The organism is Pedococcus aerophilus, from assembly GCF_039532215.1.
GTDB classification, from domain to species: domain Bacteria; phylum Actinomycetota; class Actinomycetes; order Actinomycetales; family Dermatophilaceae; genus Pedococcus; species Pedococcus aerophilus.
Genome location: NZ_BAAARN010000001.1, coordinates 1,666,441 through 1,691,234, shown reverse-complemented (window position 1 = coordinate 1,691,234; position 24,794 = coordinate 1,666,441). Strand labels below are relative to the sequence as shown.

Genomic DNA, 24,794 nt, shown 5'->3' with positions numbered 1-24,794 from the left:
ACCTACGTGGCACGCGGCCGCCCCGCCCGTCGCCGGCGCCGAAGTGGGCCGGGACGGAGGGGGCGCGTGGTGCCCTGCGCGGGACGCACTCAGTGGGCGCGCTTGTACTGCTCCCACGTGACCTTGGTGACCCGGGGGCCGTCGTCACGACCCCGGGACGCCAGGCCGTTGAGGCCCTGGTAGTAGTCGCCGACCTGGTGCTGGGCACCCGAGGACAGGTCCGGGTCGCTGACCGCCACCGCGTGGATGTGGAAGGGCCAGTCGCCCTGTGAGGGGTTGCGCAGCCACGCCGCGAACCCGACCTGCCGCAGCACGCGGACGACCTGGGTGCGCTGGGAGGTGCTGAGGTTGCGGACCGAGATGTCGACCGTGCCGCCGCCGTCGTGGGTGCCGGCCGACGCCGAGACGCCACCGGGGTTGTAGGAGCCCTGCGTGTAGGTGAGGCGGGGAGCGAGGATCCGCTCCGCCTCACGGAGCATCGCCCGGGTGCGTTCGTTCACGCGCACCCCGTCGTAGGTCACGCGCGAGCCCGAGCTGACCTTGCGGGTGACGGAGAAGCGGCCGGAGCCGAGCCTGGCCAGGGACGTGGGACCCGGCAGCCCCGACGCGTCGAGTCCGGAGTAGCCCAGTCGGCGCTGCCACGCGGCATACGCGGAGATCGTCGAGGTGCCGAAGTGGCCGTCGACGAGCGAGCGCCGCAGCAGGCCCTTGGCGACCAGGGCTCGCTCCACGGCCAGGACGCTGTCCTTCGCGCCGGGCGTGAGGCCGGAGCTGGACTTGCGCGGATCCCACTGTGCCGCAAGGAGGACAGCCTCCATGTTGACGGTGGTGGCAGCGTTCGCCGAGGTCATCGCCAGCGTGCCGGAGCCGGCGGTGACGAGGGCGGCGGTGCCGCCGACGAGGACGGTTCTGCGGTTGATCTCCATGGTGCTGTTCCCCCTGTGGTCGGTTGGTGGTGGGTGCTGCGGTGGTGCTGTGGTGGTGCGCCGCGACGCTAGGTCCGGCCGGCGGGGGAGGGGAATGGGGAGCACTACCCGCCAGGCGTGGCGAACGCGCCGCGACGGAGGCCACGTCCGGTCGGTGGTCCCGCGCGTGGGGGCTGACGTGGCTGCGCGACAATGAAGCACGTGACCAGCCGCCCTGCCTCGTTCGAGCTGGGTGGTCGACGGGCCTGGGTCGTCTACGGCGCGTCCGTCTCGATCTACGTCCTGGCCGTCTTCCACCGCAGCTCGCTCGGCGTCGCCGGGCTCATCGCGACCGAGCGGTTCGACATCGCCGCGACCCAGCTGTCGGTCTTCACGATGGTGCAGCTGCTCGTCTACGCCGCCATGCAGATCCCCGTGGGTGCCCTGCTCGACCGGTTCGGGTCCAAGCGGCTGCTGCTTGCCGGCGTCACGTTGATGACGTTGGCGCAGCTGGGTTTCGCGTTCGCAGACTCGTTCGCGGCCGGCCTCGTCGCGCGCGTGTTCGTCGGCGTCGGTGACGCGATGATCTTCATCCCGCTGCTGCGGATCGTGGCCCTGTGGTTCCCGCCGCTGCGCATCCCGATGGTCACCCAGCTCACCGGTCTCCTCGGCCAGGTGGGTGCGCTGGTCGCCGCCACCCCCCTGGTCCACGCCCTGCACGCGTACGGGTGGACGCCCTCCTACGCGACGGCCGGCCTCGTAGGTGTCGTCCTCGGCCTGCTCGTGCTCGTCGTCGTCCGTGACTCGCCCAACCCCGATCACGAGCTCGACGACATCAAGGTGCGTGCCATCGCTCGTGCCGTGCGCGCGGCCTGGCGCACTCCCGGGACACGGCTCGGCCTGTGGTCCCACTTCTCCGCGCAGTTCGGAGCCACCGTCTTCGCGCTGCTCTGGGGGTACCCGTTCCTCGTTGCAGGACAAGGGCTCTCGCCGTCGACGGCCGGCACGCTGCTGATGCTCATGACGATCACCACGGTGGTCACCAGCCCGCTGATCGGCGGCTTCGTCACGAAGTACCCGTTCTCCCGGTCCACGCTCATCCTCGGGATCGTCGGCGCGATCATGACGGTCTGGGCCGTGGTCCTGCTGTGGCCCGGACGTGCCCCGCTCCCGGTCCTCGTCGTCCTCGTCGTCGTCACGGCGGTCGGTGGACCGGGCTCGATGGTCGGGTTCGACCTGGCGCGGACCTTCAACCCGCCGACCCGGCTCGGCAGCGCCACCGGCATCGTCAACGTGGGCGGGTTCCTCGCCTCGCTGTCCACCGTCACCCTGATCGGGATCATCCTGGACCGGGTGGCCCCCGGCGGTCCGAGCACCTACGACGTCGACTCGTTCCGGGCGGCGATGTCTGTGCAGTACCTCGTGTGGGGGCTGGGTGTCGTGCAGATCCTGCGCTACCGACGGCGGGTCCGCAGCGAGCTCAAGGCCAGCGACCCGGAGGCGTATGACGCCCTTCGGGCCGGCGAGTCCATCACCCCCTGACGCACTCATCCAGCGCTCGAGAGGGCTCTGGAAGGGCTCTCACCTGCACAAAAGCAGATTTCGTGACCGATTCGTGACCAAAATCGGACACCTGATCGAAGAGTCGCGACTGCCTGCTGAAAAACACCGGTGTAACTCGTCCTCCGGCGGCCCGGTCGGAGCCGTCAGGGGCCTGCAGGCCGTGGGAGGCGTGTGACTCAAGGGGTTCGAGTGAAAAGCGGCCCTAGTCTGCTCCGGCTGCCACCAGTCCCCGTCCGAGAGGCATCCCCCCGTGCCAGGCACCTCCGCTGCTCGCCGCGCGCTCCGCGCCGGCTCGGCGCTGTCCCTCGTCGGTCTGCTGACCCTTGCGACGACCCTGACGGCCTCGGCCGCACCCGACCCTGTGTACCCGTCCGAGGCGCAGGTCGACCGCGCCAGGGCCGCGGTCGTCGGCACCACCGGACAGATCTCCAGCCTCGACGCCCAGTACGTCGCCGCGAGCGCCCAGCTCAGCCAGGTGCAGGACCGGGCCGCCGCCGCGGCCGAGGCCTTCAACGGGGCACGCGTCGCCCTGGAGAAGCGGGCAGCCGAGTCCGCCGCAGCCCAGAAGCGCGCTGCCGCCGCCCAGAAGATCGCCGAGGGCGCCAGCCTCGAGGTCCGCCGTTATGCCGCCAGCGTCTACCAGCAGGGCGGCAGCTTCGGTGAGCTCGAGGCGTACCTCGACAGCGAGGGCCCGCAGGAGATGATCGACAAGGCCACCGCGCTGGAGGCTGTCGGGGACGCCCGCGCCCGGTCGCTCCAGCGGGCCGACGCCACCTCGATCGTCGCCAGCACCATGCGGCGTCAGGCCACCGCGGCCCAGGCCGCACAGGCCAAGGCAGCCCGGGCTGCCGAGTCGGCCCGCGACGCAGCGCAGTCCCGCGCCGAGGAGGCGCAGTCCGAGGCGGCGCGCATCCAGCAGCAGCAGGCCTCGCTGGTCACCCAGCTCGCGTCATTGCGGGAGACGTCGGTCGACCTCGAGCGCCAGCGCCAGGACGGCCTCGCCGCCGCCGCAGTCGCCCGCGCCGCTGCGGCGGAGGCCGCCAAGCAGGCCAGGTTGGCCGAGGAACGGGCCCGCACCGCCCAGGACGCCGCCGCGAAGAAGGCCGCCCGGGACGCCGCTGCCCGCGCCGCCGCGGAGGCAGCCCGTCAGCGTGCCGCCGCGGTTGCTGCCGAGAAGGCGGCGGAGGCAGCCAAGAACGCCGCCAAGCCCGCGCCGAAGCCCGCCTCGAAGCCGCAGACACCCCAGCCGTCGACCCCCAAGCCTGCGCCCAGGCCTCCGGCCCCCAAGCCCGACCCGGCGCCGGCGCCCCCGCCGCCGAGCAGCGGTGGAGTCTCCGCGGTGCTGGCCTACGCGCAGGCCCAGATCGGCAAGCCCTACCAGTGGGGCGGGTCCGGCCCGAACTCCTTCGACTGCTCGGGGCTGACGATGCGTGCCTGGCAGCAGGCCGGCGTCAACCTCTCGCACTACACCGGCGCCCAGTGGGCCGAGACCGCCCGCGTGGCGATCAGCGACCTGCGCCCCGGAGACCTCGTGTTCTACGGCAGCTCCGGTCCGAACAGCCACCACATGGGTCTGTACGTCGGCGACGGCCAGATGATCGAGGCCCCCTACACCGGGGCCAACGTCCGGTACGCCTCCATCTACCGCTCCGACCTGCTGCCCTACGGCGGCCGCCCCTGAGGACGCCGACGCCCCACCGAGCCCCGGCCGCCGGATCCCCCACCGGCTGACGGTGCCGCCCACGGGATCCCCCACCGGACGGCGGCAGCACCACCAGCACCAAACCCCACGACCGAGCCCCCGGTCCGACGTGAGTCGGCCCGGGGGCTCGGTCGTGCTGGTGACGTCGCTGACGCGCGGCTCCTACTCGGTCGGCGGCTTGGCCTCGGTCGGCGGCTTGGCCTCCGACATCGGCTCGGCGCTGATGTCGGGCATGCGCCAGCGGGCGGTCGTCATGCCGGCGGCCTTGGCGCGCTCGATGGCCTCGCGGACGACCTTCTCGGCCTCCTCGCGGCCGGCCCAGTGGGCGCCCTCCACGGACTTGCCGGGCTCGAGGTCCTTGTAGGTCTCGAAGAAGTGCTGGATCTCGAGGCGGTCGAAGCTGCTGACCTGCTCGAGCTCGGTGATGTGCGCCTGACGGGGGTCGCCGGCCGGGACGCAGAGGATCTTGTCGTCGCCGCCTGCCTCGTCGCGCATGTGGAACATGCCGATCGGGCGGACGCGGACGAGGCAACCGGGGAAGGTGGGCTCCTCCAGCAGGACCAGGGCGTCGAGCGGGTCGCTGTCCTCGCCGAGGCTGTCCTCGACGTAGCCGTAGTCGGCCGGGTAGCGGGTGGAGGTGAACAGGAGGCGGTCCAGACGGATGCGTCCGGTCTCGTGGTCGACCTCGTACTTGTTGCGATGACCCTGGGGGATCTCGATGGTGACGTCGAACTCCACGACGCTGGTCCCTTCCGTTGTTGCGCGTGCCTATGACCTAGGCTCGCGGACAAGTGTTCCGTATGACGCAAGTCCAGCGCTGAGGGGGTCGAGTGCGTCGCGTCCTCGCCGCCGTGGTGGCGCTGCTCGTGCTCGTCCTCGGGTACGGCGCGCTGGACGTCTACGACGTGGCACCCGGGATCCTGACCCGGACCGCGGCCCAGCCTCCCACGTCGAAGGCCCCTTCGGAGGCCACGGGGTCGACCACCGCGGGGACCCCGGCGGAAGGTACGAGCCCGACGACGTCCGGGGCCGCGACGGGGTCGCCGTCGCCGACCACCGTGCCCACGGTCGACAGTGCGGCCCAGCCGCTCCGGCCCGCCTCCGCCGGTGCCCTCATCCCCGAGCCGACCGCGCTCGCCGCAGCCCTGGAGGTGCAGGCGGCCGACCCTGCGCTCGGCCCCGTGCCGGGCTTCGTCGTCCGGGACGCGTTCACCGGGCAGGTCCTGCTCCAGAAGGCCCCCGACGTCGCCCGCACTCCGGCCTCGACGCTCAAGCTCCTGACCGCCCTCGCCGTCGGCACCACGCTCGACCCGCGGGCGACCCTGCCCACCACCGTGGTCCAGGGGCCGTCGGCCACCGACATCGTCCTCGTGGCCGGCGGCGACACGATGCTGGCCAAGGGTGCAGGGCGACCTGCTGCGGTCGAGGGCCGGGCCGGGTTGGCCGACCTGGCGGCCCAGGTCGCCACCGCCCTCCAGGCCGCAGGGACCTCGACGGTCACCCTGCGCCTCGACACGAGCTACGCCCGGGGCCCGCGCTGGGCGCCCACCTGGGTGCGGGCCGACATCGACGCCGGTTTCACCGGTGGCGTCTCGATGCTCGGGCTGGCCGGGCAGCGGGCCATCCCGTACCGGCCGGCGCCGCGTGACCCCGAGGCCGCCACGGCCGCCGCCTTCGTCGCGGCGCTAAAGGGGCAGGGGATCACCGCGGAGCTGGCTCCGGAGAAGACCTGGACCAAGCCCGTCGCCGAGGGGTCCACGGTGCTGGGGACCGTCGAGTCGGCACCGGTCGGCGACATCCTGGCCCTCGCGCTGGACGAGAGCGACAACGCCCTCACCGAGGGCCTGGCCCGCCAGGCCACCGTCAAGGCCGGGGGAGCAGCGACGTTCCCGGCAGCCGTGGCGTTCGTGACCAAGGCTGTGACGGCCAAGGGGGTCGACCTGTCCGGTGCCGTCATCAAGGACACCAGCGGGCTGTCCTCGGGACAGAAGATCTCGCCGAGGGCCCTGTCGGACGTCCTCCAGCTCGGCGCAGACGGATCGGTCCCCGCCATGCAGGACACCGTGGCCCGGCTGCCCGTCGCCGGACTGACCGGCACGCTCGCCCAGCGCTTCACCTCGGCCGTCACCCACCCCGCCGCCGGGATCGCCCGCGCCAAGACGGGCACGCTCACCGGCACGAGCTCGGTGGCCGGCACCGTGATCGACGCCGACGGCCGGGTCCTGTCCTACGTCGTCCAGGCCGACCAGGTCCCGGCGAGCATCGGAACGCTGGCCGCCCGCGCCGCGTTGGACCGCTTCGTGGCGGCGCTCGCGACCTGCGGGTGCCGCTGACCTACCGTGAGGGGATGACCGTGCCGCTGCAGTCGACCACCAGCTACGTCGACTGGGAGTTCGCGAAGGCGACGGGCTCCCGACTCGTGCAGGCCGGGCCCACCGTGACGGCCCAGGAGGCCGCCGCCGTCGTGGCCGAGATCCGGTCCGCCTCCCGCCGGGCCCAGCAACCGGTGGCCGAGACCGCGCTGCTGCACGCCCCCGGTGACGCGCCCGCCGCGATCGTCGTGGACCGCCCCACCTGGATCGCCCTCAATGCCGACTCGATGGCCGCCCTGATGGACCCGGTCTTCGGCGCCCTCATCGACAAGCAGAAGAAGGCGCCCGGCGACCTCGCCAAGGCGATCGGCGGTCGGGTCACCGGCGCGGAGACCGGCGCCCTGCTCGCCTTCATGTCCGGCAAGGTCCTCGGTCAGTACGACCTCGCGCCCGGTGGCACCCCCCAGCTCATGCTCGTGGCACCGAACCTCGTCCAGGTCGAGCGGGAGCTCGGCGTGGACCCGAGCGACTTCCGGCTCTGGGTCTGCATGCACGAGGAGACCCACCGGGTGCAGTTCACCGCGGTGCCGTGGCTCCGCGACCACCTGGTCGACCGGGTGCGCTCGCTCGCCACCGACCTCGTCCCCGACCCGGAGAGCATGCAGGAGACCGTGCAGCGGCTGGCCCGCCAGCTCCCCGAGGCGCTCAAGCCCGGCGGCACGGGCATCACCGAGCTCATCGCGACGCCCGAGCAGCGGGACCGCCTGGCCCAGGTCACGGCCATCATGTCCCTCCTCGAAGGTCACGCCGACGTCGTCATGGACGAGGTCGGGCCGAAGGTCATCCCGTCGGTGGCCCACATCCGCAGCCGCTTCGACGCCCGTCGCCAGGGCGTCGGCGGACTGGACCGCATCGTGCGCCGCCTGCTCGGCCTCGAGGCCAAGATGCGCCAGTACCGCGACGGTGCCGTGTTCGTCCGGGAGGTCACGGCGGCCGTCGGGACAGAAGGCTTCAACCGCGTCTGGGAGTCGCCCGAGACGCTGCCGCTGCCGTCCGAGATCGAGACGCCGTCGGCGTGGGTCGCCCGCGTCCACGCGTGACTCGACGCGCCCTTCGCCGGGCTGCCCCCGCGGTGCGCCCGTGAGCGGGCCGCACCCGGCGACGGCCGCCGTCCGGCTCGCCGTGCGCACCGCCCTCGGGGAGTGCGCGCCCGGCGACCTCGTGCTCGTCGCCTGCAGCGGTGGCGCGGACTCCCTCGCCCTGGCCGCGGCCGTGGCGTTCGAGGCGCCCAGGCTCGGGGTGCGGGCCGGTGCGGTCGTCGTGGACCACGGCCTGGACCCCGACTCGTCCGCCGTCGCCAGGCGGGCCGGCGCCCGCTGCGACGAGCTGGGCCTCGCCCCGATCGGCTGGGCGCAGGTCCACGTGGCCACAGGTGGTGAGGGCCTCGAGGCCGCGGCACGGGACGCCCGATACCGCGCGCTCGACGACGCCGCCACCCGCCACGGCGCCCGGTTCGTGCTCCTCGGCCACACCCTCGACGACCAGGCTGAGCAGGTGCTCCTCGGCCTCACCCGCGGCGCGGGGGCCCGTTCGCTGGCCGGTATGCCGCGGGCCCGCGACCGCTACCGCCGCCCCCTCCTGGCGGTGTCGAGGCAGCAGACCCGGGCCTCGTGCGTCGCAGAGGGCCTCGACTGGTGGGACGACCCGATGAACGAGGACGCCGCCTTCACCCGGGTCCGGGCCCGCCGGGCCCTGGTCGACCTCGAGTGCGACCTCGGTCCAGGGGTGTCCGCCGCCCTGGCGCGCACCGCCGACCAGCTCCGCGACGACGCGGACCTGCTCGACCAGCTTGCCGACGACGCCGTCACCGCCCTCTCCGAGGGCCCCTGGTCGGTGGACGACCTCGCCGCCCTGCCGCGGGCGGTCCGCACGCGGGTATGGCGCCGGCTCGCCATCGGCGCCGGTGCGCCGGCCGGGCAGGTGAGCACGCGCCATACCGAGGCGTGCGACGCGCTCCTCACCCGGTGGCACGGACAGGGACCGGTCAGCCTGCCCGGACCGCTGGTCGCGACCCGAGCCGGTGGGCGGGTATCCATCGGTCCGCCGCCTCCGGTTGAATAGCCCCGCACCCGACGCGACACCCACCCCAGACCCACCTGAGACCCACCCGAGACCCACCCGTCAAGACTTGGAGAAGAGCCGTGGACGCTGCCCACATGGGAGCCGATCTGGAGAAGGTCCTCATCACCGAGGAGGAGATCCACGCCCGCCTCGCCGAGCTCGCCGAGGAGGTCTGGGCCGAGTACGAAGGCAAGGACCTGCTGCTCGTCGGCGTCCTCAAGGGCGCCGTGATGGTGATGGCCGACCTGTCCCGCGCGCTGCCCGGCACCGCGCCGGTCGACTGGATGGCCGTCTCGTCCTACGGCTCGGGCACCAAGTCCTCGGGCGTCGTGCGCATCCTGAAGGACCTCGACACCGACATCACCGGCAAGCACGTCCTGATCGTCGAGGACATCGTCGACTCCGGCCTCACGCTGTCGTGGATCAAGTCCAACCTCGAGTCGCGCTCGCCGGCGTCCGTCGAGATCTGCACCCTGCTGCGCAAGCCCGAGGCGGCCAAGGTCGAGATCGACGTCAAGTGGGTCGGCTTCGACATCGCCAACGAGTTCGTCGTCGGTTACGGCCTCGACTACGCCGAGCAGTACCGCAACCTGCGCGTCGTCGGCACCCTCGCGCCGCACGTCTACGCCTAGGGCTGAACCGGTCCGTCCGTGCCTCGGGACACCCCCGCGGCAGGCGAGGCAGACGGAACACCCGGCCCATCCGGGTCGTTGTCCAGCACGAACCACGGCAGCAGCGAGGTAGTACCGTCGTGGGAGAGCCGCACCCAGTTCCGGGCCGTGGCACCAGAGCGTGATCGAGCAGGAGGCACGGGGCGGCCAGCCCCGCTACACACATGGATTTCAAGCGCATCCTTCGGGCCCCGTTGTTCTGGGTCGTCGCGGTCATCGCGATCCTGCTGACGGTCTTCTCCTTCAGCGACTCCGGTGGCTACACCCGCATCGACACCTCCGCGGCCCAGCAGCTCATCACGGAGAAGAAGGTCGAGAAGGTCACGATCACCAACAACGAGGTCGTCGACATCGACCTCAAGAGTGGTCAGTCCTACTCCGACGGCAAGAACGTCAAGGACGCGACGAAGGTCCGCACCGAGTACGTCGAGGCGGCTGGCCCGGGCTTCATCCAGCTGCTCAAGGACAACCCGCCGTCGGGTGGGGTCAACCAGGACAACAAGGGCACCAACCCCTTCGTCGCCCTGCTCGGGTCGATCCTCCCGATCATCATCCTGCTCGGCCTGTTCTGGTTCCTCATGAGCCAGATGCAGGGTGGCGGCTCGCGCGTCATGCAGTTCGGCAAGTCCAAGGCCAAGCTCGCCACCAAGGACACCCCGAAGGTCACCTTCGCCGATGTCGCCGGTGCCGACGAGGCCGTCGAGGAGCTGCACGAGATCAAGGAGTTCCTCGCCGAGCCGTCCAAGTTCCTTGCTGTCGGCGCCAAGATCCCCAAGGGCGTCCTGCTCTACGGTCCGCCCGGCACCGGCAAGACCCTGCTGGCGCGCGCCGTCGCCGGTGAGGCAGGCGTCCCGTTCTACTCGATCTCCGGTTCGGACTTCGTCGAGATGTTCGTCGGTGTCGGTGCCTCCCGTGTGCGTGACCTGTTCGAGCAGGCCAAGGCCAACGCCCCGGCCATCGTCTTCGTCGACGAGATCGACGCCGTCGGCCGCCACCGTGGCGCCGGCCTCGGCGGTGGGCACGACGAGCGCGAGCAGACGCTCAACCAGCTGCTCGTCGAGATGGACGGCTTCGACGTCAAGACCAACGTCATCCTCATCGCGGCCACCAACCGCCCCGACATCCTCGACCCGGCGCTGCTGCGCCCCGGCCGCTTCGACCGCCAGATCGCTGTCGAGGCGCCCGACATGATCGGCCGCCACCGCATCCTCGAGGTGCACTCCCAGGGCAAGCCGATGGCCACCGGCGTCGACTTGCTGGCCGTCGCCCGCCGGACGCCCGGCTTCACCGGTGCCGACCTCGCGAACGTCCTCAACGAGGCCGCCCTGCTCACCGCCCGCAGCGACGGCAAGCTCATCGACGACGCCTCCCTCGACGAGGCGATCGACCGCGTCATCGCGGGCCCGCAGAAGCGCACCCGGATCATGTCCGCCAAGGAGCGCAAGATCACGGCGTACCACGAGGGCGGCCACGCGCTCGTCGCCGCCGCGATGAACCACCTCGACCCCGTCACGAAGGTGACGATCCTGCCGCGCGGCCGGGCACTCGGGTACACGATGGTCATGCCGACCGACGACAAGTACTCCACGACCCGCAACGAGATCCTCGACCAGCTCTCCTACGCCATGGGTGGACGCGTCGCCGAGGAGGTCGTCTTCCACGACCCGACCACGGGTGCCTCCAACGACATCGAGAAGGCCACCGGCATGGCCCGCAAGATGGTCACCGAGTACGGCATGAGCGAGCGCATCGGTGCGATCAAGCTCGGCCAGAGCCAGGGTGAGGTCTTCCTGGGTCGCGACATGGGTCACCAGCGCGACTACTCGGAGGAGATCGCCGGCATCGTCGACACCGAGGTGCGCAAGCTCATCGACGCCGCGCACGACGAGGCGTGGCACGTCATCAACGACAACCGCGACATCCTCGACAAGCTGGTCCTGGACCTGCTGGAGCACGAGACGCTCAACGCCAAGGAGCTCGCGGCGATCTTCGCGCCGATCCGCAAGCGCCCCGTGCGCCCGATGTGGCTCTCGAGCGAGACGCGCTTCCTGTCCGACCAGCCGCCCGTCCTGACCCCGGCCGAGCAGGCCGCCCAGAACGGTGGCAGCCGCTCCTTCGAGGCGGCCGGCAACGACCGCCAGACCGCCGAGGCGATCGACAAGGCCGCCGAGGTCGGCGCCGTCAAGGCTCCCGAGGAGCACCCGCCGACGCAGACCATCGAGATCCCCGAGGGTGGTCAGGTCAACCCGAATGACCACTGAGGGTCGTCGGCACCAGGTGGACCAGGCCCGGGCCGAGGCAGCGGTGCGCGAGCTGCTGCTCGCGATCGGTGAGGACCCCGACCGGGACGGCCTCAAGGAGACCCCGGCACGCGTGGCCCGGGCCTACGGCGAGTTCTTCGCCGGGCTCGGGCTCGATGCCGGGGAGGTGCTGTCCAAGACCTTCGAGATCGACCACGAAGAGATGATCCTCGTGCGCGACATCGAGGTCTACAGCATGTGCGAGCACCACCTCGTGCCCTTCCACGGGGTCGCCCACGTCGGCTACATCCCGGCCAAGGACGGGCGGGTGACCGGCTTGTCCAAGCTGGCCAGGCTCGTCGAGATGTTCGCCCGCCGCCCCCAGGTGCAGGAACGCCTCACCACGCAGGTCGCCGACGCGCTCGTCGAGCACGTCGGGGCGCAGGGCGTCATCGTCGTCGTCGAGTGCGAGCACCTGTGCATGTCGATGCGGGGCATCCGCAAGCCCGGCTCGCGCACCATCACCTCGGCGGTGCGCGGACAGCTGCGTGACCCCGCGACCCGCGCCGAGGCGATGTCCCTGCTGCTCGGGGGCAAGAGGTGAGCGGAGGCGAACCCTCGCGCTCCACCCTCTCGACGCTCTCCGCACGGATCCCCTCCAGGCTGCCGGCCGTCCTCACGGCGCGCACCGTCCCGCGGCTGCTCGGCAACCTCACCTACCTCGTCGGCGCCGTCGACCTGGTCACCGGGCTGCTGCACACGTGGCGGGTGCGCCTCGAAGGACTGACCGAGCTGCTGCCCGGTGCACTGTCCGACGCCGCGGCCGCGGCGACCGTGGTGGCCGGCGTGTTCCTGCTCGTCCTCGGCCACGGGCTCAAGCGCCGCAAGCGCAGGGCGTGGCGGGCCGCCGTGGTCCTGCTCGCCGTGTCGGTGGTCCTGCACGCCCTGAAGACCGAGCCGGCAGCCGCTGCCGTGGCCGCCGTGGGGCTGGTGCTGCTCGTCGCCCAGCGGGGGGAGTTCCAGGCACTGGGGGACCCCACGACGCGGTGGCGGGCGGTGCGCGCCTTCGTCGTGCTGCTCGTCGTGTCCGTCGCCGCCGGGACCCTCGTCCTGTGGCTGAACCGCCGCGAGCTCGTCGGCGGCTTCCCAGGTGCCGGTGAGCTCGCCCGGGAGCTCGTCCTGGGCTTCGTGGGGGCGGACGGACCGCTGTCCTTCACGCGGGACCGGTCCGCCGACGTCGTCGGCTCGTTGCTGCTGGGGCTGGGCCTGATGACCCTGCTCGCCCCCGCCTACCTCGCCCTGCGCACCCCCGAGCCGCGGCCCGAGCTCACCGACGACGACGAGGCCCGGCTGCGCGTGCTGATGGCCCGTCACGGCGACTCGCTGGCCTACTTCAACACCCGCCGCGACAAGAGCGTCGTGTGGTCCGAGTCGGGCAAGGCCGCCATCGCCTACCGCGTCGTGTCGGGCGTCATGCTGGCCAGCGGAGACCCGGTGGGCGACCCGGAGGCCTGGCCCGGGGCCATCGCGGCGTTCGTCGCCCGCGCCCGCGACCACGCGTGGACCCCGGCCGTGCTCGGCTGCTCGGAGGCCGCAGGGACCACGTGGGTGCGCCAGACGGGGATGTCGGCCCTGGAGCTCGGTGACGAGGCCGTGGTCGACGCCTCGACCTTCAGCCTGGCGGGACGCCCGATGCGCAACGTGCGGCAGATGGTGAGCCGGATCGACCGCGCGGGGTACGTCGTCGAGGTGTCGCGAGTGCGTGACGTCGACCCCGGCCTGCGCCGCCTGGCGATGGCCGACGCCGCCGCGTGGCGCTCGTCCGACACCGAACGCGGCTTCTCCATGGCGCTGGGCCGGCTGCTCGACGACGCCGACCCGGACTGCGTCTTCGTCGCGGCACGGCAGGATGGGGTTGTGCGCGCGTTCCTGCAGTTCGTCCCCTGGGGTGCTGACGGCATGTCGCTGGACGTCATGCGCCGCGACAGCACGGCTGACGGCGGGGTCAACGAGCTGATGATCGTCCGTGCCCTCGAGGCCGCCCCGGCCCTGGGCATCGGCCGGGTCTCGCTCAACTTCGCCGCCTTCCGCTCGGCCCTGGAGCGCGGCGAGAAGCTCGGCGCCGGCCCGGTCCTGCGGGCGTGGCGCTCGGTGCTGGTCTTCGCCTCGCGCTGGCTCCAGATCGAGAGCCTCTACCGCTTCAACGCCAAGTTCCAGCCCGGCTGGCAACCGCGGTTCCTCCTGTATCCGGCCGCGTCGGACCTCCCGCGCGTGAGCCTCGCGGCGCTCGAGGCCGAGGCCTTCCTCACCTGGCCGAAGCTCGGCCGGATCGGGGGTCGGCTGTGAGCCGCTCCACCGGCACCGGCACCGGCACCACTACTGCCTTCTCGTGGCCGCTGCGCCGCGCCGATGGGCTGCCGGTCGTGATGGGCGTCGTCAACGTCACCCCCGACTCCTTCAGCGACGGGGGTGAGTGGTTCGAGCCGTCGGCCGCCATCGCCCACGGGCTCGAGCTGCGCGAGCAGGGCGCAGACGTCCTCGACGTCGGCGGCGAGTCGACCCGCCCCGGCGCCCAGCGACCCTCGGTGGAGGAGGAGCTGCGTCGGGTGCTGCCCGTCATCGAGGCCCTGACCGCTGAGGGCGCGGTGGTGTCGGTCGACACCATGCGCGCCGAGGTCGCGGTGCGCGCGCTGGCCGCCGGCGCCGCGATCGTCAACGACGTCAGCGGCGGCCAGGCCGACGACGCGATGGCCGGGGTCGTGGCGCAGGCGGGTGCGCCCTTCGTCGTCATGCACTGGCGCGGCCACAGCGCCGACATGCAGTCCCGGGCGGCCTACGCCGATGTGGTCGCCGACGTCTGCGCCGAGCTGTCGGCCCGGGTGCGGGACCTCGTGGCGGCCGGGGTGGCGCCCGACCGGCTGGTGCTCGACCCCGGCTTCGGGTTCGCCAAGCTCGCCCACCACAACTGGACGCTCCTGCGCCACCTCGACCAGGTCGTCGACCTCGGCCACCCGGTCCTCGTCGGCACCTCCCGCAAGACCTTCCTCGGCCGGATCGGGGTCCCGGACGGCGTCCCGCCACGCCCGCCGGCAGAACGCGACGCGGCCACCGCGGCGACCTCGGTCCACGCGGCTCGCCTCGGCGCCTGGGGCGTCCGGGTCCACAGCGTGCCGACGACCCTGGATGCGCTGCGGGCCACCGCCGCGATCGACCACGCCACCGACAGCGCCACCGACGGAGAATGACACCGTGACCGACCAGATCGTCCTCAAGGGGATCTCCGCCCACGGCCACCACGGCGTGCTCGACTTCGAGAAGCGGGACGGCCAGACGTTCGTCGTCGACGTCACCATGCACGTCGACCTCGTGCCTGCGGGCTCGAGCGACGACCTCGCCGACACGGTCAACTACGCGGAGGTCGCCGGGGACGTCGTGGCCCTCATCGAGGGGGAGTCGCTCGACCTCATCGAGGCGCTCGCCGCCCGCATCGCCGACAAGGTGCTGACCCGACCGCTCGTCGAGGGGGTCGAGGTCGTCGTCCACAAGCCGCAGGCCCCGGTCGGCCACCCGTTCACCGACGTCCAGGTGCGGGTCTCGCGCGAGCGCCAGGCCCTCGTGGTCATCGCCCTCGGCTCGAACGTCGGCAGCTCGGTGGAGACCCTGCACGACGCCACGGTCGAGCTCTACGGGCTCATCGACATCACCGACGTCTCGCCGGTCGTCGAGACCGACCCCGTCGGTGGACCGGACCAGCCTGTCTACCTCAACGCCGTCGTCACCGGCACGACCCACCTCGCGCCGTCGTCGCTGCTCGCCGGGCTGCACGAGATCGAGCTGGCCCACGGTCGGACCCGCGAGGTCCGCTGGGGCCCGCGCACGCTCGACCTCGACCTGGTCCAGTACGGCGACCCGGTGTTCGACACCGATGTCGTCATGGACAGCACCACCCTGACCCTGCCCCACCCGCGGGCGCACGAGCGCGCCTTCGTCCTGGTCCCGTGGCTGCGGATCGAACCCGAGGCGGTGCTGCGCGTCGACGGCTCCGTGCGTCGGGTCGCGGACCTCGTGGCGGGGCTGGACACCTCCGGCGTGCGGCCCGGGCCCGACGTGGACCTGCTGGAGGGACCGTGGTGAACGAAGGCCTCGGCCTGCGCTGGGCCCAGCTCGCGGCCACCGCCCTCGTCGTGGGGGCGGTGTCGTGGATCGGGTGGCGGATCTACCTCAACACCGGCGCCCTCCTCGGGCCCGCCTCGTGGGTCTCGTCGGTGCTGCTGCTGCTCATGGCGGTCCTCGTCATCGGCGCGGGGCTCCCGGTCCGCCGGTTCCTGCGCGGCGAGGCCACCAAGCCGCTCAGCCCCATCCGCGCGGCGCGCACCCTGGTCCTCGCGCAGGCCGCTGCCCTCACCGGTGCCGGGGTCCTGGGCTGGTATGCCGCGCAGGTCGCCCACGCGCTGGCCGAGCTGTCGTTGCCCGGGTACCGCGAGCTGCTGTGGCGCCTGCTCGCCCTCTGCGTGTCCGCCGCGCTGCTCGCGGTCGCCGGCATGGTCACCCAGCGCATGTGCCGCGTGGACCCGCCCGACCGCGGCCAGGAAGCCTGACCGCCGGAACCTGACGGCCTACTTGTCGACGTCGCCGACGACGAAGAACATCGAGCCGAGGATCGCCACCATGTCGGCGATGAGGTTGCCCGGGAGCACCTCGGCGAGGACGGCGACGTTGTTGAACGACGCCGACCTCAGCTTGAGCCGCCACGGCGTCTTCTCGCCGCGGGACACGAGGTAGTAGCCGTTGAAGCCGAGCGGGTTCTCGGTCGCGGTGTAGAGGTCGCCCTCGGGCACCTTGAGCACCTTGGGCAGCTTGACGTTGACCGGGCCGCGCGGCAGCGTGCCGAGCCGGTCGAGGCAGGCCTCGGCGAGGTCGAGGCTGACGTGCACCTGCTCGAGCAGCACCTCGAGGCGAGCGAGGCAGTCGCCTGCCGACCGCGTGACGACGCGACCGGGGCCGCCGTCGGCGAACAGCTCGGCGTACGCGAGGTACGGCTCGTCACGACGCAGGTCCATGTCGACCCCGGACGCGCGCGCGATCGGGCCCGAGACGCCATACGCGTTGATGGTCTCCGGCGTGAGCACCCCCACGCCCTTGGTGCGGGCCTCGAGGATCTCGTTGCCGACGATCAGCGACTCGAGGTCGGGCATCCGGGCGCGGACGGCGGCCACGGCGTGCGCGACGCGCCCCAGCCAGCCTGCGGGGAGGTCCTCCTTGAGCCCGCCGACGCGGTTGAACATGTAGTGCATCCGCCCGCCGGAGGCCTCCTCCATCACGGCCTGGAGTTCCTCGCGCTCGCGGAACGCGTAGAAGATCGGCGTGATCGCCCCGAGCTCGAGCGGGTAGGAGCCGAGGAACATCAGGTGGTTGAGCACGCGGTTGAGCTCGGCCAGCAGGGTCCGCACCCAGACCGCGCGCTCGGGCACCTCCATGCCGAGCATCCGCTCGACACCGAGGACCACCCCGAGCTCGGAGGAGAACGCCGAGAGCCAGTCGTGCCGGTTCGCGAGGACGACGATCTGGCGGTAGTCCCGGACCTCGAAGAGCTTCTCGGCGCCGCGGTGCATGTAACCGACGATGGGTTCGGCCGAGACGATCCGCTCGCCGTCGACGACGATCCGCAGCCGCAGCACCCCGTGGGTGGCCGGGTGCTGGGGCCCGATGTTGAGCACCATGTCCGCGGAGGCGAGACCTCCGGCACCGAGGCCGACCGTGAGCTCGCGGCCTCCGGGGGTGGTCATGGCGCCAGTCTGCCGTATGCCGCGCGGCCGGCCCGGGTGCCGACCCGCGGACAGCTGCGCCTTCCAGCTGGGGCCCGTCAGCCGGGGCAGCCCGCGATGTTGTCGGCGGTCGTCAGGCGCCCCTGGTCGTCGAGGGCGATCAGGACGGTGTTCTCCGGCTCGTCGAGGTCGGCGAGTTCCTTCGCCGTGGCCGAGCGGGTCTGCAACGGCTGGTCCGCGGCGACGCAGTGGTGGTAGAGGATCCGGGCCCCGTCGGCGACGGGCACGGTGAAGGTGAGGTCGGCGTTCTGGTTCCGGTAGGGGGCCTTGCCCCTGAAGGTCCGTGACTTCAGCCCGTCGGCGGCGAGCTTGGTGTCGGCGACCTCGCCCCAGGTGTAGCGGTCGAGCTCGACGACGCTCACGCCGGCGACCTCGCTGACCTCGGTGACGACGCCGTAGTCGAACGCGCGGCCCTTGACGTCACTGGTCGGGGCGGCCGGCTCCGAGGTGCTGCTCGGGCTCGGCGGGGGCTCGGCGCTGGCGGTGACGGTCGGGGTCACGGTCACCGTGGCGGGTGCGCCCGAGGTGTCGCCACCACCGCAGGCGGAGGTGAGCAGGGTGGCGGCGACGGTCGTCGCGATGGCGCCGGCGGTGCGGGGGAGTCGCTGGTGCTTCATGGGGACAGGGGGTCCTTTCGAGGGTCAGCAACCCACAAGTGTGCCCGCGTGGGCAGCACCTGACAAAACCCTGCGTGCTGCGGCAGGCTGCGGTGGTGCCCCCCGAGAACCCCGTCGCCGCTGCCGACCTCCTCGACCTCACCGACCCCGCGGTGGTCGCCGACCCCTACCCCCACCTCGCCGCCCTGCGGTCCGCCTCACCGCTGGCGTGGCACAGCGGTATGGGCGTCTGGCTCGCCACCGGCCACGCCGAGGCCGGTGCGGTCCTGCGCGACCGGCGCCTGGGCCGGGTGTTCGGCCCGCGCTCGCCGGAGGCCGACTGGGACACCTTCAACTGGCTGCACGCCGACTCGATCCTCGACAGCGAGCCGCCGAAGCACACGCGGCTGCGACGCCTCGTCGCCGGCGCGTTCGGGCGCGGTCACGTCCAGCGGCTCGCCCCGCGCATCGAGGAGCTCGCGGCCGGTCTGCTCGCGGACCTGCCGAGCGGCGAGTTCGACGTCCTCGAGGGGTATGCCGAACCGCTGCCCGTCCTCGTCATCGCCGAGCTCCTCGGGGTGCCGGAGTCCGAGCGCGACGACCTGCGGCGGTGGAGCCAGGCCATCGTGCGGATGTACGAGGTCGACCGCACCCCCGACCACGAGGCGCAGGCGAGGTCCGCGAGCGCCGAGTTCGCTGCATACGTGGAGGAGCTCGCGGCGCAGCGCGCGAAGGCGCCCGGCGACGACCTCCTCAGCGACCTGGTCCAGGCCCGGGACGGCAGCGACCGGCTGTCGGCCCACGAGCTCGTCGCGACCGCCGTGCTGCTGCTCAACGCGGGGCACGAGGCGAGCGTCAACGGGTTCGGCAACGGCCTGCACTCGTGGCTGACCGCCCCGGAGCGCCCGCAGGTCGACGTCACGGACGACGCCGCCCTGGCCCGGCTGGTCGAGGAGTTCCTGCGCCACGACAGCCCGCTGCACCTGTTCGAACGCACCGCCAAGGAGCCGACCGACATCGGCGGCGTGCACCTCGAGCCCGGTGACAAGGTCGCGGCGCTGCTCGGTGCGGCCAACCGCGACCCGGCCGTGTTCGCCGACCCCGACCGGTTCGACCCGACCCGCGACCCCAACCCGCACCTGGCGTTCGGGGCCGGCATCCACTTCTGCATCGGTGCGCCGCTGGCGCGACTGGAGCTCGAGGTGTCGCTGCGCACCCTGCTCGCCCGTTTCCCCGACCTCGAGGTGGTGCAGGCGCAGCGGCGGCCCACGTTCGTTCTCAGGGGGTTCGAGCGGCTGGTGGTCAGCCCACGCGCTTGACGGCCCACAGGAAGTCGCCGAACCCGCCCGCCGCCGTGAGCGCCGCCGACGCCGACGACCGCTCCAGCGCGGCGAGGTAGGCCTTCGGGTCCTGCGCCGCCAGGGCGAACGGCGGGGTGGCCCCGCTGACGCCGAGGCCCCGCAGCGCGGTGCGCTGGTCCAGCAGGTCGTCGTGGTCGAGGGTGTCCATCGCGACGTGGGCGGTGAGGTCGCACGTCCCGTCCGGCACCGGGGCCACCTCGCGCCCCTGCCGGTATGCCGCCAGCGATCCCTGCAGGGGCCGCGCACCCCCGCGGTGGCCGTAGTCGACCGCGACCGCGAGCCCGCTGTGGATGCGGGCGAGGAGGGCCGCCCACGCCTCGTCGCGGGGGAGGCCGATCTCGACGCGGTCCCCGGGACGCGTCGCGGGCCAGTGCGCCACAGCCCAGGCCAGCTCGGCGCCGTCGACGGGGAGGCCCGGGGTCTCCGCGCCGGTGGCGGGGTCGACGTCCAGGGCCCGGAGCACGCCGCGGGGGTCGACCTGGGCGATGGTGCAGGGCACGACGTCGAGCCATTCGTGGGCGAGAACGAGCGCGCCGGACAGCTGGCGCAACGAGTCCGGCAGGTCGCGGCCGCCGGGGGAGGTGACCCACTCGACGGCTGTCGGGAGGGCCTGCGGGCGGTCGACGACGTCGACGCCGGTCAGCCGGAGGGTGGGGTCGACGACGTGGAGGTGCTCGAGCAGCTCGCCCCGGCCGGCGCCGACGTCGACCAGGTGAGTCAGCCCCTGCTCGCGGGCCAGGAGCGCGAGCGCACCGGCGAGGACCAGGCCGGCCGTCCCGTGCGTGGCCGTCGTGAAGTGGCCGTGCGGTCCCCGCTCGTCCCGGTAGAACCCCTGCGGCCCGTACAACGCGTCCTGCCACGCGTCACGCCATCCCACCCCAGCCATCCGGGACAACCTAGCCCTGCCGCGGCGCCCTGCGGGTCCGTCAGAAGGACGGTCTGCCCGGATCGGTCCGCCGAAGCCTGCGGCCCGACGTCGGGCACCGCGCACGGCCTGGCGGGTGCGGGGGTAGCGTGCTCGCGTGACTTCGCCCGACGACCGCCCTGCACGGCTGGCCGTCGGCGTGGTCGGGACCGGCCGCGTCGGCGCCGTCCTCGGAGCCGCTCTGCGGCGCGCGGGGCACCGCGTGGGCGCGGTGTCCGGCGTGAGCGAGGCCTCGCGGACCCGCGCCGAGCAGCTGCTGCCCGGCATCCCCGTCCTCCCCGTGGAGGACGTCGTGCGGCAGGCCGAGCTCGTCGTCCTGGCCGTCCCCGACGACGCCCTGGCCGACCTCGTCGCGGGGCTCGCGAGCACCCGCACCTGGCAGGCCGGCCAGCTCGTGGTCCACACGTCCGGTCGGCACGGGCTCGAGGTGTTCGAGCCGGCGCTGCCGCAGCACGTGCTCGGGCTGGCGCTGCACCCCGCGATGACCTTCACCGGGACCACGCTCGACCTCGACCGGCTCGTCGACTGCTGCTTCGGCGTGACCTCGCCCGAGCCGCTCCGGCCGGTGGCCGAGGCCCTCGTCCTGGAGATCGGCGCCGAACCCGTGTGGGTGGAGCAGGAGATGCGCCCGCTGTACCACGCAGCCCTGGCGCACGGCGCGAACCACCTCGTCACCCTCGTCGCCCAGTCGCTCCAGGCGCTCGCGGCAGCTGGCGTCGACACCCCCTCCCGCGTCCTCGGCCCCCTCGTCGCAGCGGCCCTGGACAACTCCCTCCGGGCGGGTGACGCAGCCCTCACCGGACCGGTGGCCAGGGGCGATGCCGGTACCGTGGCCGAGCACCTGCGCCAGCTGCAGGCCCTCACCCCCGACATCAGGCCGACCTACGTGGCACTGGCCCGGGCCACGGCGGAGCGGGCGCTGGCCAGTGGCCGCCTGCGCCCCCAGGCGGCCGAACCCCTGCTGGACATCCTCGCGAGCGATCAGGAGCACTGAGTGAGCGACACCCACCCCACGCCGTCCGCCGTGGGCGCACCCTCGGGCGGCCCCGTCGTCGCCCGCACCCGCGACGAGCTCCGCACCGCGCGCGCCAGCCTCACCGGCGGTGACGTCGCCGTGGTGATGACGATGGGTGCCCTGCACGAGGGCCACGCGACCCTCATCGAGACGGCCCGCCGCAAGGCTGCGCACGTCGTGGTGACGATCTTCCTCAACCCCCTGCAGTTCGGGCCGCGCGAGGACCTGTCGCGCTACCCGCGCACCTTCGACTCCGACATGGAGATCTGCCGCAAGGCCGGAGTCGACCTCGTCTTCGCCCCGACCCCCGACGTGATCTACCAGGACGGCGACCCCGGGGTCCGCGTCTCCGCCGGCCCCCTCGGCAACGTCCTCGAGGGCCAGGCCCGCCCGGGGCACTTCGATGGCATGCTCACCGTGGTGGGCAAGCTCATGCACCTCACCGGTGCCGACAGCGCCTACTTCGGCCAGAAGGACGCGCAGCAGCTGCTGCTCATCCGCCGTATGGTGCGCGACCTGGACTTCCCGGTCGACGTGGTCTCGGTGCCCACCGTCCGCGAGCCCGACGGCCTCGCGATGAGCAGCCGCAACACCTACCTCACCGACTCCGACCGCGAGGTCGCGCTCTGCCTGTCCCGCGCGCTGCGGGCCGGTGCCTCCGCCGCTGCCGAGGGGCCGTCGGCGATCCGACGCGCCGCCCGCTCGGTCCTGGTGCGCGAACCGCTGGCCCTGGTCGACTACCTCGTCCTGGTCCACCCGTCGACGCTCGAGGACGTCCCCGAGTGGTATCGCGGGGAGGCCCTGCTCGCGGTCGCCGGGCGGGTCGGCACGACACGGCTGATCGACAACGTGCCGCTGCTCGTCGGCCCCGGCGGCCGGGCGCTCGAGGTGTTCTCCGACGTCGACACCGCCACCCCGGCGATCCCGTCCGCGACGGGTCGCCCGGATGCCGACTGACCTGACCCTGCCGCGCTGGCTCGTGGCCGGCGAGCCCGGCTGGACCACCTCGGCCGATGTCGTCGTGGTCGGCTCGGGCATCGCCGGGCTGACCACCGCGCTCCGGCTGCGCCAGCGCGTCGACCGCGTCCTGCTCGTCACCAAGACCGTCCTCAGCGAGGGGTCGACGCAGTGGGCGCAGGGCGGCATCGCCGCAGCCCTCGACCCGGCCGACTCTCCCGAGGAGCACCTCCACGACACGCTCGTCGCCGGCTGCGGGGTCTGCGACGTGCCGGCCGTGACCGCACTGGTCAACGAGGGGCCCGAGCGGGTGCGCGAGCTGGTCGCCCTGGGTGCGGAGTTCGACCTCGACGACGAGGGCGAGCTCAAGCTGACCCGCGAGGGTGGGCACCACCGCGACCGCATCGCGCACGCCGGCGGCGACGCCACCGGCAAGGAGATATCCCGGGCGCTCATCGCCGCGCTCCACGCGGTGCAGGACGACCCCGGCATCGAGGTCATCGAGCACGCGCTCGTCGTCGACCTCCTCCAGGACGGCGACGACCGCGTGTGCGGCGTGACGCTGCACGTCATCGGCGAGGGCCAGATGGACGGCGTCGGCGCCGCCCTGGCCAGGGCCGTGGTCCTCGCGACCGGCGGGCTGGGACAGGTCTACTCGGCGACGACGAACCCCTCGGTCGCCACCGGCGACGGCCTGGCTGCCGCCCTGCGCGCCGGCGCGGTGCTCGCGGACGTCGAGTTCGTACAGTTCCACCCGACGGTGCTGTGGCTCGGTGAGGGCTCGAGCGGTCAGCAGCCGCTGATCTCCGAGGCCGTACGGGGCGAGGGCGCGTTCCTCGTCGACCGGGACGGGGTGCGGTTCATGCAGGGACGCCACCCGCTGGCCGACCTCGCGCCCCGCGACGTCGTGTCCCGCGCGATCGTCGACCGGATGCACGAGACCGGTGACAACCACGTCTTCCTCGACGCCCGCCACCTCGGGCGCGAGTTCCTCGAGAGCCGGTTCCCGTCGATCGTGGCGCGCTGCCGCGAGCTCGGGTTCGACCCGGCGACCGACCTGCTCCCGGTGGCCCCGGCCCAGCACTACGCCAGCGGCGGGGTCCGCACCGATCTCGTCGGCCGCGCCTCGCTCGACGGGCTGTACGCCTGCGGCGAGGTCTCCTGCACCGGCGTCCACGGCGCCAACCGGCTGGCCTCCAACTCCCTCCTGGAGGGCCTGGTCTTCGCCCACCGCATCGCCGACGACATCAGCGCGCGGCTCGCGACCGGCGAGCTACCGCAGGCCGACCCGGCCACCCCGACCGCCGACACCGCCCTGCTCGACGGGTCGGCCCGGGTGCAGGTGCAGGCGACGATGACGACCGGGTCCGGCGCGGTCAGGTCGGCGGCCTCCCTCGCCGACGCGTCGGCCGCCCTGGTCGAGCTGGCCGCCGCCGCCACCTCCGGGGAGCCCGGTCCGCAGTCCTGGGAGACGACCAACCTCCTGCACGTCGGCCAGGCGCTCACGCTCGCGGCGACCCTGCGCGAGGAGACCCGGGGCGGCCACGTCCGGTCCGACTTCCCCGAGCAGGTCGACCCGCGCTGGAGGGGCAACACCCTGCTCGTCCGTGGCGCCGACGGCGCCGTCACGACGACCTTCGTCCCCGTCCCGGAACAGGACCTCGCATGACCGACCTGGACTTCCCCGTGTCCGCCGCCCTCGCAGTCGTGCGCACCGCGCTGGACGAGGACCTCGGCGGCTCGGACGGCGTCGACGTCACCACCTCGGCCACCATCCCCACGGACCAGGTGAGCACCGCGCACGTCGTGGCGCGCGCGGACGGTGTGCTCGGCGGCATACCGGTCGTCCCGTTCGTCTTCGACGAGGTGGCCAGCCGGCTCGGTCTCGCGCCGGTCCGCACCACCCTCCAGCGCGCGGACGGTGACCGGCTCGTCCGCGGTGACGTCGTCGCGACGCTCGAGGGACCGACCCAGGTCGTCCTCGTCGGCGAACGCACCATGCTCAACATCGTCTGCCGCCTGTCCGGCATCGCCACGCACACCCACCTCTGGGCCGAGCAGCTCGAGGGCACCGGGGCGACCGTGCTCGACACCCGCAAGACGACGCCCGGGCTGCGCGCGCTGGAGAAGTACGCCGTGCGCGCAGGCGGCGGTACCAACAAGCGGATGGGCCTGCACGACGTGGCCATGATCAAGGACAACCACAAGATCGCGGCCGGCTCGCTCGCCGAGGCGTATGCCGCGGTGCGGGCCCGGTACCCCGAGGTCCCGGTCCAGGTCGAGGTCACCACCACGGCCGAGGCGCTCGAGTCCGTCGGGGTGGGGGCGCGGTTCCTGTTGTGCGACAACATGTCCGTCGACCTGTTGCGCCAGACGGTCGAGGCGGTCCGCGCCACGGGCGAGGATGTCGAGCTCGAGGCGACCGGCGGGCTGACGCTCGAGGTGGCCCGCGAGTACGCCGGGACCGGCGTCGACTACCTCAGCGTCGGCGGCCTCACCCACTCGTCGCCGATCCTCGACCTCGCTCTCGACCTCGTCTGACCCGGCCGGGCCGACAGACCGACCGACCTTCCGCGAAACGGTGGTTGCTCGACGAAACGG

The 24,794-nt window shown here is 72.9% G+C and carries 22 protein-coding genes; 17 read left to right on the top strand and 5 right to left on the bottom strand.

All coding sequences use genetic code 11. The features are described from left to right. Window positions 1-89: 89 nt before the first annotated feature. On the bottom strand, window positions 90-926 hold the full coding sequence (locus ABD286_RS08025; RefSeq protein ID WP_344191967.1) for a peptidoglycan-binding protein: 837 nt from the start codon (window positions 924-926) through the stop codon (window positions 90-92). 192 nt (window positions 927-1,118) lie between these two features. Between ABD286_RS08025 and ABD286_RS08020 the strand changes: the two genes are divergently transcribed. After that, the gene (locus tag ABD286_RS08020; RefSeq protein WP_425565323.1) at window positions 1,119-2,447 is read left to right on the top strand and encodes an MFS transporter; all 1,329 of its coding nucleotides are present in this window, start codon (window positions 1,119-1,121) and stop codon (window positions 2,445-2,447) included. Window positions 2,448-2,718: 271 nt separating this feature from the next. Further along, the gene (locus tag ABD286_RS08015; protein ID WP_344191962.1) at window positions 2,719-4,149 is read left to right on the top strand and encodes a C40 family peptidase; all 1,431 of its coding nucleotides are present in this window, start codon (window positions 2,719-2,721) and stop codon (window positions 4,147-4,149) included. Between the two features lie 183 nt (window positions 4,150-4,332). Here the strand turns inward: ABD286_RS08015 and ABD286_RS08010 are convergent, their stop codons facing one another. Next, window positions 4,333-4,908, bottom strand: coding sequence for an inorganic diphosphatase (locus tag ABD286_RS08010; protein WP_344191959.1), 576 nt, complete (start codon window positions 4,906-4,908; stop codon window positions 4,333-4,335). A gap of 92 nt (window positions 4,909-5,000) precedes the next feature. On the opposite strand from ABD286_RS08010, the gene dacB reads away from it, so the two are divergent. From dacB to ABD286_RS07960, 10 genes are all read left to right on the top strand, one after another. Then, a complete protein-coding gene (dacB, locus tag ABD286_RS08005) occupies window positions 5,001-6,503 on the top strand; it encodes a D-alanyl-D-alanine carboxypeptidase/D-alanyl-D-alanine endopeptidase (RefSeq protein WP_344191957.1) in 1,503 nt (500 codons plus the stop codon). A gap of 14 nt (window positions 6,504-6,517) precedes the next feature. Next, a complete protein-coding gene (locus tag ABD286_RS08000) occupies window positions 6,518-7,582 on the top strand; it encodes a zinc-dependent metalloprotease (RefSeq protein ID WP_344191955.1) in 1,065 nt (354 codons plus the stop codon). 40 nt (window positions 7,583-7,622) lie between these two features. Further along, window positions 7,623-8,603 carry a tRNA lysidine(34) synthetase TilS gene (gene tilS, locus ABD286_RS07995; RefSeq protein WP_344191953.1) on the top strand — a complete coding sequence of 327 codons (981 nt, stop codon included), beginning with the start codon at window positions 7,623-7,625 and terminating at the stop codon, window positions 8,601-8,603. Window positions 8,604-8,683: 80 nt separating this feature from the next. After that, window positions 8,684-9,235 carry a hypoxanthine phosphoribosyltransferase gene (gene hpt, locus ABD286_RS07990; RefSeq protein WP_344191951.1) on the top strand — a complete coding sequence of 184 codons (552 nt, stop codon included), beginning with the start codon at window positions 8,684-8,686 and terminating at the stop codon, window positions 9,233-9,235. A 203-nt stretch (window positions 9,236-9,438) separates the two neighbouring features. Beyond that, complete coding sequence (gene ftsH, locus ABD286_RS07985) at window positions 9,439-11,535, top strand: ATP-dependent zinc metalloprotease FtsH (RefSeq protein WP_344191948.1); 2,097 nt, start codon at window positions 9,439-9,441, stop codon at window positions 11,533-11,535. Then, entirely contained in the window at window positions 11,525-12,118 is a 594-nt protein-coding gene (folE, locus tag ABD286_RS07980) for a GTP cyclohydrolase I FolE (protein ID WP_344191945.1), read from the top strand. Before ftsH ends, folE begins: the two co-directional genes overlap by 11 nt. Further along, window positions 12,115-13,860, top strand: coding sequence for a phosphatidylglycerol lysyltransferase domain-containing protein (locus ABD286_RS07975; protein ID WP_344191943.1), 1,746 nt, complete (start codon window positions 12,115-12,117; stop codon window positions 13,858-13,860). The genes folE and ABD286_RS07975 overlap by 4 nt, the downstream gene beginning before the upstream one ends. 80 nt (window positions 13,861-13,940) lie before the next feature. Further along, window positions 13,941-14,759, top strand: a complete 819-nt coding sequence (folP, locus tag ABD286_RS07970) for a dihydropteroate synthase (protein WP_344193308.1) — start codon at window positions 13,941-13,943, stop codon at window positions 14,757-14,759. A gap of 4 nt (window positions 14,760-14,763) precedes the next feature. Further along, on the top strand, window positions 14,764-15,648 hold the full coding sequence (gene folK, locus ABD286_RS07965; protein ID WP_344191941.1) for a 2-amino-4-hydroxy-6-hydroxymethyldihydropteridine diphosphokinase: 885 nt from the start codon (window positions 14,764-14,766) through the stop codon (window positions 15,646-15,648). Next, on the top strand, window positions 15,645-16,112 hold the full coding sequence (locus tag ABD286_RS07960) for a DUF3180 domain-containing protein (protein WP_344191939.1): 468 nt from the start codon (window positions 15,645-15,647) through the stop codon (window positions 16,110-16,112). The genes folK and ABD286_RS07960 overlap by 4 nt, the downstream gene beginning before the upstream one ends. Before the next feature lie 18 nt (window positions 16,113-16,130). On the opposite strand, the gene ABD286_RS07955 is transcribed toward ABD286_RS07960, so the two are convergent. Further along, window positions 16,131-17,300 (bottom strand): NADH-quinone oxidoreductase subunit D, encoded by a 1,170-nt coding sequence (locus ABD286_RS07955; protein WP_344191937.1) that lies wholly within the window; start codon window positions 17,298-17,300, stop codon window positions 16,131-16,133. A 77-nt stretch (window positions 17,301-17,377) separates the two neighbouring features. Continuing rightward, window positions 17,378-17,956 carry a hypothetical protein gene (locus ABD286_RS07950; RefSeq protein WP_344191935.1) on the bottom strand — a complete coding sequence of 193 codons (579 nt, stop codon included), beginning with the start codon at window positions 17,954-17,956 and terminating at the stop codon, window positions 17,378-17,380. A 95-nt stretch (window positions 17,957-18,051) separates the two neighbouring features. Here ABD286_RS07950 and ABD286_RS07945 point away from each other — a divergent pair, with 95 nt between their 5' ends. After that, window positions 18,052-19,254, top strand: coding sequence for a cytochrome P450 (locus ABD286_RS07945; protein WP_344191933.1), 1,203 nt, complete (start codon window positions 18,052-18,054; stop codon window positions 19,252-19,254). Here the strand turns inward: ABD286_RS07945 and ABD286_RS07940 are convergent. Continuing rightward, the gene (locus ABD286_RS07940; protein ID WP_344191931.1) at window positions 19,238-20,182 is read right to left on the bottom strand and encodes an SAM-dependent methyltransferase; all 945 of its coding nucleotides are present in this window, start codon (window positions 20,180-20,182) and stop codon (window positions 19,238-19,240) included. The genes ABD286_RS07945 and ABD286_RS07940 overlap by 17 nt on opposite strands. A gap of 136 nt (window positions 20,183-20,318) precedes the next feature. Between ABD286_RS07940 and ABD286_RS07935 the strand changes: the two genes are divergently transcribed. Genes ABD286_RS07935 through nadC form a run of 4 tightly spaced genes read left to right on the top strand, consistent with a single transcriptional unit; the run spans window position 20,319 to window position 24,734 of the window. Continuing rightward, window positions 20,319-21,215, top strand: coding sequence for a Rossmann-like and DUF2520 domain-containing protein (locus ABD286_RS07935; RefSeq protein WP_344191928.1), 897 nt, complete (start codon window positions 20,319-20,321; stop codon window positions 21,213-21,215). Beyond that, entirely contained in the window at window positions 21,216-22,193 is a 978-nt protein-coding gene (gene panC, locus ABD286_RS07930; protein WP_344191926.1) for a pantoate--beta-alanine ligase, read from the top strand. Then, on the top strand, window positions 22,183-23,862 hold the full coding sequence (locus ABD286_RS07925) for an L-aspartate oxidase (protein ID WP_344191924.1): 1,680 nt from the start codon (window positions 22,183-22,185) through the stop codon (window positions 23,860-23,862). Before panC ends, ABD286_RS07925 begins: the two co-directional genes overlap by 11 nt. Further along, window positions 23,859-24,734 (top strand): carboxylating nicotinate-nucleotide diphosphorylase, encoded by an 876-nt coding sequence (nadC, locus tag ABD286_RS07920; RefSeq protein ID WP_344191922.1) that lies wholly within the window; start codon window positions 23,859-23,861, stop codon window positions 24,732-24,734. The genes ABD286_RS07925 and nadC overlap by 4 nt, the downstream gene beginning before the upstream one ends. Window positions 24,735-24,794 lie beyond the last annotated feature (60 nt).